This is a genomic window from Aliivibrio sifiae (genome assembly GCF_002954715.1).
Lineage (GTDB): Bacteria > Pseudomonadota > Gammaproteobacteria > Enterobacterales > Vibrionaceae > Aliivibrio > Aliivibrio sifiae.
This window is the reverse complement of sequence record NZ_MSCP01000004.1, coordinates 68,022-81,339: the sequence shown is the minus strand read 5'-3', so window position 1 is coordinate 81,339 and position 13,318 is coordinate 68,022. Positions and strand designations below refer to the sequence as shown.

General features: G+C 36.4%; 12 protein-coding genes. 3 read left to right on the top strand and 9 right to left on the bottom strand.

What is annotated here, in order from left to right:
• Positions 1-10 precede the first annotated feature (10 nt).
• Together BTO23_RS20560 and BTO23_RS20555 are read right to left on the bottom strand one after the other, a co-directional pair.
• Positions 11-727: a 3'-5' exonuclease gene (locus BTO23_RS20560; protein WP_060994051.1), complete on the bottom strand. Its 717-nt coding sequence runs from the start codon at positions 725-727 to the stop codon at positions 11-13.
• Positions 728-736: 9 nt separating this feature from the next.
• On the bottom strand, positions 737-2,617 hold the full coding sequence (locus BTO23_RS20555; RefSeq protein WP_061005524.1) for a DUF294 nucleotidyltransferase-like domain-containing protein: 1,881 nt from the start codon (positions 2,615-2,617) through the stop codon (positions 737-739).
• Between the two features lie 177 nt (positions 2,618-2,794).
• Here BTO23_RS20555 and BTO23_RS20550 point away from each other — a divergent pair, with 177 nt between their 5' ends.
• Entirely contained in the window at positions 2,795-3,676 is an 882-nt protein-coding gene (locus BTO23_RS20550; RefSeq protein ID WP_105064438.1) for an SPOR domain-containing protein, read from the top strand.
• Entirely contained in the window at positions 3,660-3,923 is a 264-nt protein-coding gene (locus tag BTO23_RS20545) for a hypothetical protein (protein WP_060994048.1), read from the top strand. The genes BTO23_RS20550 and BTO23_RS20545 overlap by 17 nt, the downstream gene beginning before the upstream one ends.
• Positions 3,924-3,991: 68 nt before the next feature.
• Here BTO23_RS20545 and BTO23_RS20540 read toward each other — a convergent pair whose 3' ends face one another.
• The 4 genes from BTO23_RS20540 to BTO23_RS20525 form a co-directional block, all read right to left on the bottom strand.
• Positions 3,992-4,636, bottom strand: coding sequence for a PTS sugar transporter subunit IIA (locus tag BTO23_RS20540; protein ID WP_245922158.1), 645 nt, complete (start codon positions 4,634-4,636; stop codon positions 3,992-3,994).
• A 41-nt stretch (positions 4,637-4,677) separates the two neighbouring features.
• Positions 4,678-5,040, bottom strand: a complete 363-nt coding sequence (locus BTO23_RS20535; RefSeq protein WP_061005510.1) for a glycine-rich SFCGS family protein — start codon at positions 5,038-5,040, stop codon at positions 4,678-4,680.
• Position 5,041: 1 nt separating this feature from the next.
• A complete protein-coding gene (locus tag BTO23_RS20530) occupies positions 5,042-5,389 on the bottom strand; it encodes a transcriptional regulator (RefSeq protein WP_105064436.1) in 348 nt (115 codons plus the stop codon).
• A 330-nt stretch (positions 5,390-5,719) separates the two neighbouring features.
• Entirely contained in the window at positions 5,720-8,566 is a 2,847-nt protein-coding gene (locus BTO23_RS20525) for an Ig domain-containing protein (RefSeq protein WP_105064435.1), read from the bottom strand.
• Positions 8,567-8,791: 225 nt separating this feature from the next.
• Between BTO23_RS20525 and BTO23_RS20520 the strand changes: the two genes are divergently transcribed.
• Positions 8,792-9,655, top strand: coding sequence for a hypothetical protein (locus BTO23_RS20520; RefSeq protein WP_060994037.1), 864 nt, complete (start codon positions 8,792-8,794; stop codon positions 9,653-9,655).
• Positions 9,656-9,720: 65 nt separating this feature from the next.
• Here BTO23_RS20520 and BTO23_RS20515 read toward each other — a convergent pair whose 3' ends face one another.
• The 3 genes from BTO23_RS20515 to BTO23_RS20505 are packed head-to-tail and all read right to left on the bottom strand — an operon-like array spanning position 9,721 to position 13,308.
• Positions 9,721-11,289 (bottom strand): hypothetical protein, encoded by a 1,569-nt coding sequence (locus tag BTO23_RS20515; RefSeq protein WP_060994036.1) that lies wholly within the window; start codon positions 11,287-11,289, stop codon positions 9,721-9,723.
• A gap of 5 nt (positions 11,290-11,294) precedes the next feature.
• A complete protein-coding gene (locus tag BTO23_RS20510; RefSeq protein WP_060994035.1) occupies positions 11,295-11,861 on the bottom strand; it encodes an ECF-type sigma factor in 567 nt (188 codons plus the stop codon).
• Between the two features lie 13 nt (positions 11,862-11,874).
• Positions 11,875-13,308 carry a chromosome partitioning protein ParA gene (locus BTO23_RS20505; protein WP_105064434.1) on the bottom strand — a complete coding sequence of 478 codons (1,434 nt, stop codon included), beginning with the start codon at positions 13,306-13,308 and terminating at the stop codon, positions 11,875-11,877.
• Between the last annotated feature and the right edge of the window lie 10 nt (positions 13,309-13,318).

Below are 13,318 nucleotides of genomic sequence, written 5' to 3'. Positions count from 1 at the left end.
ACGGTTTTTATTATTGCCATAACTTACGAATAGGGTCATTCTCTGAGAAGTGATGACGCACTTGAGCTTGAAATAATTCAGCCGTCGCAATCGCATCAGTTAATGCGTGATGAGGAGGGTAAGCCGGTAAGCCATAACGTAATCGGCTATTTGCCAAACGGATTGATTCAGGACGCTTTCCTTTAAGCCAATTAATTAGGCCTTTAGATTGACCTTGTTGATAATCCCCCTCGATTTGCATTGTATCGACCACTGGAAAAACAATTCCCTCACCAATCAAGCTTCGTAAATTAGTATCAAAAAAATCACGCTCTATTCTTCGGTAATGAACTACAACGACTTTTCCAGCTAACGCATCGAGTACTTTTTCTAAGATACGACGTAAATCAGGAGCGCCTTGCAAGTCAGAGTGAGTAATTCCATGAATGACAACGGAGTTTTCTTCTAAGCTGTCTTGGGCTTTCACAAACCAATGTTGGGATTCTCGGCAGCGAATTCGCTGCAGGGTAAATGGAACCAAGCCAATACTAATGATACTGTTTTGGTTTGCATCAAGCCCCGTAGTTTCAAAATCTAAAGCAACAAACTCAATATCCTTGAGTGGGGTTTCTTCTTCGTATGTTCCCGTTTGGTAAAAATTCTTAAGCCGTTTATCTTTACTGATTTCAAACTTGTGTGTAAAAAAAGCAGGCCAATTTAGAATTTCTTGTTGAATGTTCGATATCATCATTCACCCCTAAAATTTGTTGGCGCTATAGCGAAATTTAAGGAAGTTTTGCGCATTACTCAGTACTTGGAACGCATCTTTTAAGTTTCGACGTTCAAAGTCTGACATATTCTCTGGTTCGATATTATTATCTGGTTCAATGCCCGCTTCAACATCTAATGCTTGGTGACGTAAACGAACCAATGAAATTAACTCCATTGCATGGTGAAGATCACTACCTTTTGATTTAGGTAAAATCCCCGCTTCAATAATATCGTCCAAACGCTCAAATGAGTTTTGTGCTTGAGAGCCGATAGCTAATGCGTGAACGCGAATTAAATCAGCAAGAGGTGCTGTACCGCGACGCTTTAAGTTAATAGAATTATTATGACGGCCATCTTTTTCCATCACAAAATCTTTAAAGAAACCAAGTGGTGGCGTTCGACGTAAACCATTTCGAGCAAGGCAAGCAAGAAAGCGATTATTTTTCTTCGCTCTACGAACAATAAACCCATTTAATTGCTCTGCCCATTTAGTGCGGCCATACACACCGTTAAGATCAAAGAAAATAGAGCTGTTTAGTAAGGCTTGAGGGTCTGGATTATCGATCCAATCAGCAAAGCATTCTTCCCATTCTGACTGAGTTTTACGCCATTCAGGGTTGGTTGCCATAATATCGCCAGTGCAATAGGTATAACCACAGGCGGCTAAACCGTCACATACAAAAGCAGATAACGCTTTGAAGTACTCGCCATGTTCTTTTTCGTTGTAATCATTGTCTAAAATAATCGCGTTATCTTGGTCGGTAACAATTAATTGCTCATCACGAGCCATAGAGCCAAGCGCCAAGAAGCAGTAAGGGACAGGGGGAGCCCCTAATTCTTCTTCAGCGAGCTCTAATAGACGTTGCTTAAAGCTTCGACCAATTTCAGACATCGCACTACCAACCATGTGAGAGTTAGCGTCTTCATTTACCATTCGAATAAAGCAATCTTTCAATTGGCTAGAGAGAATTACCAAGTCTTCGATAGTCTGTTGTTGGAAAATACTGCTTACGAATAACAGGCTATTTTGGGATTCGTAGCGAACGATATCTGAAACTTCAAGTACACCAATCGGTTGTTTATTGCGAAGAACAGGAAGGTGATGCACGTTGTAGCGCAACATCATTAACATGGCTTCAAAGACATAGGCGTTATGATCTAAAGAAATCAATTCTGTAGACATAACTTCAGACACAGGGGTTTCAAAATCCAATCCGCAAGCAAGTACTTTAGTACATAAATCACGGTCAGTAATTATACCAACAAAGTCATTATCTTCTTCTTCGGTATCGATTTCAGGGTCTGTAATTAAAACAGCTGAGACATTTTCTTCAGCCATTGTTTTTGCAGCGGATTGAATGGTTTCATATTTGGTTATCATTACCGCTTCACGCGTCAGCAATGTTTTTACTTTTGAGGTGGTTAAATCATTAGCGTCATCATGATTACTCTCGACCGCTTGTTTTAAACGAGTGGCATCTTCAACTTCTACAAAATCTGAGAACTCATCGTAGCGTTCACAGAAATCATCAAATACCGATTCAGGAATACAATACAACAATGAATCGTTAAGTGCTTTTGCTGGGAAACGAACCTTATTATTCATTAATAAGCCCATTTGCCCAAAAATACTGCCTTCATCAAGTCGGTTATAAAGCTCGCCATTACGACGATAGACTTCAATAATACCGCTGCGAACCATATAAAGGTCTTTGATCTCATCACCAAATCCAATCACCATACTTTCTGCGCGGTAATAAGATATTTCAACGCTTTGAGCTGCTTCTTTTATTGCCTCTTCAGGTAATAAATTAAACGGAGGGTATTGCGATAAAAAGTGTTGGATCTCTAACAGTTCAACTTCCATGTGCGACTCGACATAAATAAAGGAGGATAGGCAATAATTTTAGTTTATCGCTTTGTGGATAGCCATTTTATTCTTTGAATTAGAGTAGTATGGAAGCATTGGAAATGAGATCTCGGATCTGAAACCGAACTTTTGCTATGCTGATAATATTGTAAATATTTTACCTAGGGTAATCTGATGGCTAAATTAAAAAAAAGAATAACTATTTCATTGGGAATACTGAGTACACTGGCTGCGGTAACAAATGTGTATGCGAATGAAAACACCGTTGATTATCTAGCAACGAATAATAGTGTGTTAGCCTCAGTTTGTTTTCCTAAAGAAACGAAATCCGCGAATAATGAATTATTGGACTCTTGTCCCATTGGCGAAGGGTTATGGGGTAATCAACCGGCAAAATATGATGAAGGTGACAGTGAGTTTTGGATTCAATGTGGGCTTTTTCGTAAAGCGTTAAGTGATAATATAGTTTCTCAGATTAGTTCGGCAGTTAATGTACCGATTAATATGAAAAAGGAAGAGAAGTTAAATCGCTGTCTAATTGGGCCTTATAGTGATTTTTTAACTGCTAAAAAAGCGTTAAAAACACTGCAGAAAGAGCGTTTATTTAGTAAATCAGCATTACGTGAAGTTGATATTTCCAGTATGCCTAAAGCTGAAATTACGTCAGAAACTATTGCTGAGCCCGAGCTAAATCCAGTGACTATTCGTAAAGGAGTGAGCATTAATCAAATTAATTTTGCGGTTCCATTTATTGATAATGGCAGCGAAGGTTTTTATATGGAAAATAAGATACCTTGGCTACGAGCTACGAGCCAATACGCTCAAGAGGTTTGTCAAAAAATAGAGATGGATTTGGTTACTAAAGAGCAATGGCAAATATTAATTGATTCAACGATAATGATAAAAGATAAATGGCCAATGCAATTACCTTATTGGGGAGCTGATGATTTAGGGCTTTTCAAAGATGGAGCGGTCAGAAAATTAAAAAACACATCGATGTTGAATGTGGTGTGTACTAAAAAAGTAGAGGATAAAGTCGTTGGAAATCCAATTTAAAGGTCGTTGGGATAGTAAGTCTCTGGCTGAGAACTTACAAGAAGCGCTAGAAACATTAGAAGAAGAGTTTGGTGTAAAGGCGCTATCAGATATCTCATTAAATATTTGTTTGGAAGACGAGCATAAAGAAGAGTTAGCGCTATTAAGCCCAACAGGCCGAGCATTAGATTTGATTGTAATTAATAATCCTAAAGATGTGAATGACGGTGAAAAAGCACCGGTGCTTGAGTTTAAGCCTCGTACTTAATTATCTATTTCTATTATCTATAAAAAATCCCAGGCTTTCTGGGATTTTTATTATACCTATGTAATTAATTACCAATCTTTCTTTCTGTTAAACCAGCACTCTTTTGCCACATATTGAAATTCTTTATAAGATGAACAGCTCAAAATCGTATCTACAGCTTTACCATTCATAAAAGTCACAAATAAATCATAGAGACTCATTGCTTCTTCATAGTCGTCTTTATTGATAGCAAAAAGGAAAATTACATGCGCTATTTTTCCATTTCCCCAATCAACACCATGAGGTGAGATAATGGTGTATACCTTGGTCTCATTGGCTAATAACCCCAGAGAGTGAGGGATAGCGATACCCTCCCCTAAAATAGTCGATGTAATATTTTCACGCTCGATCACTGAATTATAAAATCCAGTTGGGGTGATATTGTCTTGAGTTAAGTGGCTCGAGAAGGTTTTTAATAACTCTGCTTGTGTAGTTGTTTTTTCGAGCACAGAAAAATAACGATGATCAAAAAACTTATCCAACATATAGGGATGAGAGCGATTCATCAGTATCAATTTATTTACTTGTTCTATCTGAAAACTGGTTGGTATTGGTGATACTGCGATAGTCGGTTTATTTTTTTGTGATACTTTTTCTGTAGAGATAACAAAGTCAGCATCTATTTTTGTTAACGCTTCATATTCTCTGACAGAGCCTATTTTTTGTATTTCCATCACCACTAACCGTTACGGTTGTTGTAATAGATTCTTTCATATTAGCTTCTGTATTTTTTAACAAATGCTTCAACCAATTTTTGGCCAAGTTCTTCTTTATCCATGAAACCAAAACCTAAAACGTTGTAGCCTTCATTAATAGCTGTTACGCCTTCTTCAACAGAACGCATTCCATATTTTGCTTTGTAGCCATATTTGTTTTGAGCTGTGATTGCACCAGCGCCGCCGCTGCCACAGAAAGAAATACCAAAGTCTGCTTGCTCTTGGTTCATGATGTCACCAAGCTTCATGTCTGCAGCCATTCCAGGAATAACGGTAACAATACCACCTGCTGCTTCAACGCCTAAACCTACTTTTTGCCCTTTACCTAAACGGTCGCCAATCACTACTGTTATATTTGTCATGTTATGCTCCAAATTCATCGGTTAATTCGTTTTCTTTTGCCACTTCAAAGTGAACAGATAATAAATAAGATTCTTCGTACGCTAATGTTGGAAATAAATTAACAACATCTTCTGCTAATTTGTGTGATGATTTTGATATTTCATCAAACATGTCAATTTCAACTTCGGGTAATGGTTCATGAGTATGAGATCTAATTACCATTGCTTTTAAGTGAGAATAAAGCATTTGTTTTTGAACACTGTCTGGAAATATTTTCTCAGCTCTTAAAATAGAAATTACTTTATTGAACGTTGAATCTACTTCTTCAGTGAATAACTCTTCATTAATTTCTAGAGTAGGACTATCCACGTTTTATATTTCCCTTAAATAATAAGTTTTTGTGTTTAACTTGATGATGAAAGAATATAAGTGGAAGGGAAAAGTGAACAGGGGTAGTTTTTCCACTTTGAAGTGGAAATTGGAAGGTGTTGGTGGGGTGAGTTCAAAGTTTTAAATTTATTTACTTAAATATTATAGGGTTATGAACTGGAAATCGCAGTAATGGAAAGTGGAAGCTAAATTGAGAGTAATGAGTTTTGTGATTCTGGTTGGATTTTTAGATTGAATTGGAAGTTAAGGTTTGGGTCGTAGATAAAAGAAACCCCGACGAGTGTCGGGGTTTATCATAAATCATTAGAATTAGTCGTTGATTGCAGGACCAGTCCAATCCATGTTGAAGTTGATATCACTAAGAGCTGATCCCCAATCATTAGAGACTTTACCCATAATGCTGTAGGTTTCATTCGCATTTAATTTGTAGTTGTTGTTCATACCAAGTAGGAATGAAATAACAGCGTTTGGTGTTCCATTTTCTTCCGAGGTAAAGCATCCAGAGTGATGTAATTGGTTACTGTACTCATTATTCCGAGAAATTGAATCGGATGTTACGATGAATTTTTCAAAGATAGGACCGTCACCATCGATACCTTCGAATAAACCGTCACAGCTCACACCATTAATCCAAACTTTAATATAATCATGACTGTTGCCAGGGCTATTTTCTGCTGTATTCATTTGAAGTGATGTTGATCTCAGTACATATTCACCATCTTGCTGACCTGGCCAGTATAGAGGTGCATCACGTAACTCTGGACCGTCATTTGAGTTTACATTAATGCGTTTTTCTGCATCTACGTTATCGGCAAAGAATGTTTTTGTTTCATGCTCAATTTGACCTTGTTCTTCCATTGAGAAAAGAACTGATTTAGAACCAATTGAGATTTCATCCATTGGTGCATTAGTATCGTCATTAATTGAGACAGTGAAGGTCTCTGTTAATTGTTCGCCATTTTCGATGAAAGTAAATGTAGCAACAATGTTGTTATTTTCATCAATTACGTATGTACCATTGTCATCTTGTGCAAAAATTTCATCTGAACAGGTATTTTTATTTATTGATGAGCGATTATTACTTAATACTATCCCGTTTTCAAAACTGTACGTATCACACCAAACACGCGAGTAGTTGTTATTGTCGATACCGTCACCATCATCACTACCACGCTCTAAAACATACCAGTTTTTATTTTCAAGAGGGTGTTTTCCGGCTGGTGGTGGTGTTACTTCATCTGCTGGTTGAACATTTGGAAGTGTTAACATCACCATTTCTGATTCAATGTCATTATCTTCGCCACCAGAGAAGTTGATCCCTTGAGCTAGATATAGAACAACACCATTGGTTACTTTAGTTGGGGTACCTGTTAATGTAACTAGACCACTTTGATCAACGCTTACTTCAACGCCGTTAATTGGGTTTTCTGGTAGTGTATTATCATACTCTGCGTAGTTAGCATAATATTGAACATCACCATTTACTGCAGAATCAAACAATTCGTTAATGTTTAATGTTTGGTTAAATTCAGTGCCAACTTTTAATTTCCATGCTGCTGCTTTCGTTTGTAACTCGGCTTTAGCATTTGTATTTATTGTGATTTCACCAGCCTCAATAGCAGGTAATGTGAAGTTTGCAGCTTCAGAAGCTAGTCGAGTTGCAGGGTGACCATCATCAGCCGTAATCGTAAATACTAATTGGCCTAAGTGATTAGGTTGAGGGTTACCTGAAATAGTGATTTTGCCAGTATTTTTATTAAATGCAGATGTTAAACCTGATACCACTGAATTAATGTTCGTTGTATAAGTTAAAGCATCACCTTCTCGGTCATCAAATAAGCCATCAACAGAGAAAGTTTGTGAGAATGTGGCACCTTGTTGTAATTCCCAAGAATTAACCACAGTTTGAATGCTTGCTTGAGTTTTAGTGTCTACAACTGGGGCTGTGTTTAGCATCTCAACTTTAAATGAGAATGTTGTGCTTAGTGTATTTAATACTTCAGTGTCTGCCTTTGCTTTATCTTCAGCTGTTAGCGTAATGGTATAGATATCTGACGTTGGTTGTAGATTTTCAGCTGAAAGAGTTAGTGTTTCACCTACTAAATTAGCTGTAATTTCACCTTTACCGTTAATTTCTACCACTGCTTGTACATTAGTTTGCGTATTGTCGTACTTGTCTTGGAATAGGTTTGCAGGAATAGTAATTGTGGTATCTAGAGATTGACCTTCAGTGATAGCTAATGCACTAATTTCTTTTTGAATGGCAATTTTAGCGCCTTCATTCACTAATAATTTGTAGTTGGTAATAATAACATCTGGCTCTGAAGGATTAATAACAGGCTTTTGGTTTAATAAATCATCAGAACCCATTGTTTCATCAGTTACGATTTTTTCAGACTCTTCTTGAGCAACGGCAGCAATTTCAGCTGAATTTTTCTCATAAACAGCAGGGTTCTTTGCTTTTGATTCTGTCAGAATTTGTGCTGTTTTGTGTAATTTAGCGCTTTCTAAATTTGTCTTTGAGTCTTTTACGAAATCAGAGAATAGATCAATAGGCTGCTCTGTTGTGCCACCAAGCGCAGTGGTTACTGCTGCGATTGCTGCTTCTTCACTTACTGGATTTTCAGCAGTGCCTTTTGCCATTTCGATAGCAACAAGGTCAGTCAGTGGAGAAATTACAGCGGTTTTATCTTCAGCTGAAATAGGTGTACGGAAAACCACGGCATTAGCCATTGGTTGACCTTCATAGTCCATATCCGTTGTGTATGTATTCATGAAATCAGCGTAAGAATCAGCAGCAGGACTTAGTGCTGCTAGTTTTATTGCAAGATCTTTGTCTGTATCGCCTGGTTTTAATGTTTTAAGAGCAAGAGAACCTTGGATTTTTACTCCCTTTGGTAGAGTAATCTTACCGTCAGCCTTGGTAAGACCAAATACAGTATCAACATTAACGTCTAGAGAGCCGTTGTTGTTTACATCATCAAACACCACTGCATTCTTAAAGTAACCATCAAAACCGGTAATAACGATACCACCTGCTGAAGGAGTTTCAGTATTTATATTATGATCTGAACCACCGTCTGAACCTCCGTCAGAACCACCACAACCTACTAACGCAAATGCCACTGACGCTGCTAATAAACTTACCTTTTTCATTCTGTTCAATCCTTTTTGGTGAGGGTAGCCTTCCCCTCAATAGTGTTTATTTATTTGTAAAACTCAAAAGTGCGACACTTTTACGCCGATTCAAAAAGCAAAACAAGACACGAGAAATAGGAAAAAAACCGTAAAATTTATTTTATTTTTTTATCAACCGTACTATTGGTTTTTTGGAATGAATCACTCATATTTCGCACCCAAAAATACATATAGGGATGAACAATGAAAAAAATATACTGGTTAGGTTTATTGCCATGTTTTGCAATGGCACATGAGGGAGAAAAAAACTATGGGTATTCGTATTTTACGTTTGGTTTAGAAAATGTAACGTATCAAGAATATTATGGAGGGGTGCAATCAAAAGTCACTATTACAAACCCGGTGTTAAATAGTGGTGGTTTGTATTACATCAATGATAATTTTGATTTTTCGATAGATGCATTAGCTTCTTTTTCACCTCAAAGCGCAGAGGAGGATTGGGAGTATTACAGCCATTTAATGCAAACTAATCAGTTTGAGTATTTAAAAACGGCGACCAATATACAATTGCACTACAAGCTTACTGATGAGTGGCGAGTAATAGGTGGACCAGCACTTACTTATCAAACCTATACTCGTTACGGTATGAGAAATCATAATGGGTTCACCAATAAAGCGTTTTATGGGACATGGGAAGAAACGTCGACCGATATTTTTGTCGATTTAGGTGTGGCTTACGATAATGGTTCACTGTTTAGTGATAAAAAATGGAAAGTAAGCGGACGAGCTGTACTAGGTATGCCAATTTATAGTGTGACTAAAAATACCAAATTTGAAGATAATACTTTTAATGATTTTGGTATTAGGACATCCATTGAAGGAACCGTTAGTTATGAAATAATGAAAGGGCTTCACTTGGGATGGTACGCTATGCTTGGTTATGAAAAACGTTTTGAAACCGATAAACAAAAAGTACAGTTTGAAACGTGTGTCACTATGGTTGATGGTGAATGTACAGAGCGTGAGAATAAAAGTGGATATGCGACGTTGCCAGAAGCTGATACGTACACCTTCAGTACTGGCTTTCAAGCACTTTGGAGTTTTTAGCCTACGATAGGCCAACAACTAAAAGAGCCATGGGCTTGCTCTTTTAGTTGTTATTTATTAATGAGTTAGTTTAGATTTGGTTCGTGATAAATTAAATTGATCTTAAACTCTTCAACTAAATGAGCAAGCTCTGGTTTAGGCTTGAGAACGTAACTGTAAACTTCTCCATTTACTAACTCATCATAATTAGAATAATCTAAATCCAGATAAGAATAGCGTTTTCCTGTTTCTGAATTTATCCTTTCTTCGCATTCTATAGGATCGATATTATTTGGTGCCAATGAACTTGTTGTTATATCTGCATATACCCCCTTCCCACCTAGTATTGAACTTTGGTAAAAAGACAGAACATGCTTACAAGTGACATCATGAGTATCTGAATTAATATTTAAGTCTGAATCTAAATCTCGCCAATTTGGGTTTATTAGACGTGAATCCATCATGTACATACCAGCAGTCCCCTTAATGTAATGACCTTCCATATCTTTAGGCAAAAAGTATTCAAACTTTTCCATTTGGTAAGGGTATTCACCTGTTACTACATTAAGTCGCGATTCCATTGCAGCTTTATTTTTTAATATTGTGTAGGTTTCAAATTTTTTTCCATTATGGACGGTGGTGAGCAGGCTTTCTCCTTTTTTGTGACTGGATTTATATTCATGTTTAATTTCCCAGTGCTGCTCTGCGTTAAATACTGAGCCGTTACTAGTTAAAATTAGTTGATTCTCATCGGCTTGATAAGTTCCTATTTCGGTTAAACGATCCTCTTTTGGGCATGTTTGTTTATTAGTTGATGCTGCATAGAAAGCAATATTATTGATGAACTTAAATGCTTCACAATAGACTATTTCATAGTCGTAACTACTACCGAGAAAATTTTTGGATGTTTCTAGGCGGTACAGTGTTTGTCCAATTAATGCATTTTCACCTATAAGGTTCGAGTCTTCGGTTGAAGGGAGTGAAAAGCTTACTTGTGCCCAAGAGCTTTCATCTTCTCCATGATGATCATCTTTAGCTGAAATTATGAATTTAGTTGGTTTTTTATTTTTTATAGGGGTACCAACCAAAGTCAGCCCTGCTTTATTGATTAAAGATAAGCCTGGATATGAAAAATGTATTTTTGTGGTAATAAAATCATCGTCTTCATCATAAAAAAGTCCATGGATACTGAAAGAGTACTTGATGGATGTTGATTCAGTTAAGTCCCATGCGTAAATCATTGTTTGAAGTTGCTGTTGGATTTCTTTATTGATTTGGGGCTTTTGATTCCCTTTTGACCCTAATTTGTCAGCTTCCTTTAATAAATTATCTTCTTGAATGTTGTATTTTTCATGCTCGTTATTCTGTAAATTTTGTTTTTCAATTTGAGTAGGCGAGGATTTTTCTATTTTTTTATTTTTTGTAATGGTTTTTTTTTCTTGTCCATGTTTTTTAATCTCATTATTTATGAGTATTTTTTGTTTATCAAAGCTAGAAAGAAAAGCTTCATCAGAAGAGGGGTCTTTGATACTTGCTTGTGTCTCTTGCTCTATTGGTTGAGTGCTATTGGATGGTGAAGATAGAGCTGAATGTAGCCAAAAGCCACTCAATGTAATTATTACTATTGGAATTAAAGGTAACGCGTATTTTTTCATATTTCTTACATCATGCGAGTTTGCAGCCAGCTGCGTGAAAATTTTAAATCCTTTTCTATTAGGCTTGGACTGCATTCTAATAATTGGCAGATTTCAGTATTTTTCATCCCCATTAAGTACTTTAATTTTAAAGCGCTGGATTGGCGAGGGTAGCGAACACTAAAGCTATCTAATGCTTTGTCCATTGTAATTAGTTGTTCAAATTTATTATGCTCACCTTCTATTGATGTTAATGGCTGACGTTTTTGAGCTTGTTGTGAACGAGCGTTATCAATCAATATTTGACGCATTACTTTAGTCGCCATTAAGAAAAAATCACGTTTTGTTTTTATGTCGGTTAACTCTGCATTTGATAGTTTGATGTAAGCGTCGTGTATTAATGCTGTTGTACTATTTACGCTATCAGAAAGTACGTCATTATTTTCACCGTATTTTTCTGCATTACGCTTACGTTCTTCTTGAGCGATACTATGTAATTGTAAATAGGCGAATTGATATAAATGACTTTCGGCTTGTTTATCACCAGATTGCCAGTTTTGAATGATTCGAGTTAATTCTGTTGTTTTCGTCATGAAAAGGATCCCGTTATATTTTGCTAAATTCAGAGACAGTAAACGTATTTATTTCTTCTGTGCCATCAGATTGTTGTTGAACGATTTGTCGGTACCGATAAAGAATGCCTTGGTTCCATTCTTCTCCTGCTGGTAAGTACTCCCACGTTGTATGTTGTGGTTGATTTCCGTTTTGATACCAACGAACGAGTAAGTTCATTTGTTCTAAATGTGCGGTTTTATTTTCGTTATTAATCCACCACATATCGGGATATTTTTTCGTTACATTGAGAACGTAATGCTTTTCATTTTGAGAGCAAGAATCTTTGACTTCTGGATCTTGAAAAATAACGCCTTGTTTTATTAATAAGCAATATGAATTAATGGTTTTACCCTGATATTGGGTTTGGCGCCAAATCCCCTCGAAAGGAATGTTTTTTCCTTTTTCTTTTGGGTAAGTAAATATTATTTTTTCACTTTGATTTTGATGTTTGATGTGTTCATTTGGACCAAGTCCTTGTACTTTTTCCATAAATAATTCAGTTTCAGGATCAAAATTCATTGCGGTTGTGCGATATTTCCAATCTCCTTCATCGTTGTAATTATCTAAAGAAAAACCATTTAAATCATTACGAGTACATCCTGTATTTGCACAGCCAATCAATCCTTCCCAATGTTTAAATTGAGAGATATGTGTTTTTTCAGAAGATAATGATTTTGTTTTATCTAGAAAACAGCCATTAAAATAATCACCAACGCTTGGGTATTGAATTAAATGTGTTTTATTGATTGTATATTCTATATTGCCAAAAGGAGGGCTAGATCTAGGGTGGTTACGGTATTTAAGGTCGTATGCACAAAGCCTTCCTTGTGAGTCTTTCTTCTTAATGATGATATGCTCAAGGCGTTTATTTATTGGGTGGTAGATGATTTCATTTGATGTGAAATTATTTTCTATGTATTGCTGACTTTGGTTTAAATGATTGACTGCTTCTTTGACTGACACTAAATTTAAATTGAGATCTTTTGCTGATTGATCCAATACATTAAGGTCAATGTTTTTTAACTGTTGTTGAAAATTGATATCAGAAAGCATTTTACTCGCTAAAATAATTTCTTTTCGATCGTTTGGGGTGCTATCAAGAGAAAGAAGCAATCGAGTAAGGTTAATGCTTTTGCTCGGTGTTGTTGTTGTTAATGTAGGCGTTATTACTTCTTGCCCTGATAGCGTGCTAACCAAATACCCATTCTCATCTTTTCCTAAAAAAAAGCGAACAACATCTCCTGAGCGATAGTTAAATGCGCCTTTATTTGTCGTCCCTGAAAGTTCAGAGCTTGTTTGGTAGTAAAGTCCAGTCACTGGTGAATCAATAAAATAACCAGTATGAACTTCAGTTGCAGAAGCGGCTGAGATTGTTTCTATAACTATATAAATTAGTAATAGAGATGAGGGTATTGTCTTTTTCATTAAATATGCC

Bases quoted from the DNA above. Each gene is read 5' to 3' on its own strand.
- BTO23_RS20560 (WP_060994051.1), bottom strand. From the start codon at position 727: ATGATATCGAACATTCAACAAGAAATTCTAAATTGGCCTGCTTTTTTT.
- BTO23_RS20510 (WP_060994035.1), bottom strand. From the start codon at position 11,861: ATGACGAAAACAACAGAATTAACTCGAATCATTCAAAACTGGCAATCT.
- BTO23_RS20535 (WP_061005510.1), bottom strand. From the start codon at position 5,040: ATGACAAATATAACAGTAGTGATTGGCGACCGTTTAGGTAAAGGGCAA.
- BTO23_RS20520 (WP_060994037.1), top strand. From the start codon at position 8,792: ATGAAAAAAATATACTGGTTAGGTTTATTGCCATGTTTTGCAATGGCA.
- BTO23_RS20505 (WP_105064434.1), bottom strand. From the start codon at position 13,308: ATGAAAAAGACAATACCCTCATCTCTATTACTAATTTATATAGTTATA.
- BTO23_RS20550 (WP_105064438.1), top strand. From the start codon at position 2,795: ATGGCTAAATTAAAAAAAAGAATAACTATTTCATTGGGAATACTGAGT.
- BTO23_RS20515 (WP_060994036.1), bottom strand. From the start codon at position 11,289: ATGAAAAAATACGCGTTACCTTTAATTCCAATAGTAATAATTACATTG.
- BTO23_RS20555 (WP_061005524.1), bottom strand. From the start codon at position 2,617: ATGGAAGTTGAACTGTTAGAGATCCAACACTTTTTATCGCAATACCCT.
- BTO23_RS20540 (WP_245922158.1), bottom strand. From the start codon at position 4,636: ATGGAAATACAAAAAATAGGCTCTGTCAGAGAATATGAAGCGTTAACA.
- BTO23_RS20525 (WP_105064435.1), bottom strand. From the start codon at position 8,566: ATGAAAAAGGTAAGTTTATTAGCAGCGTCAGTGGCATTTGCGTTAGTA.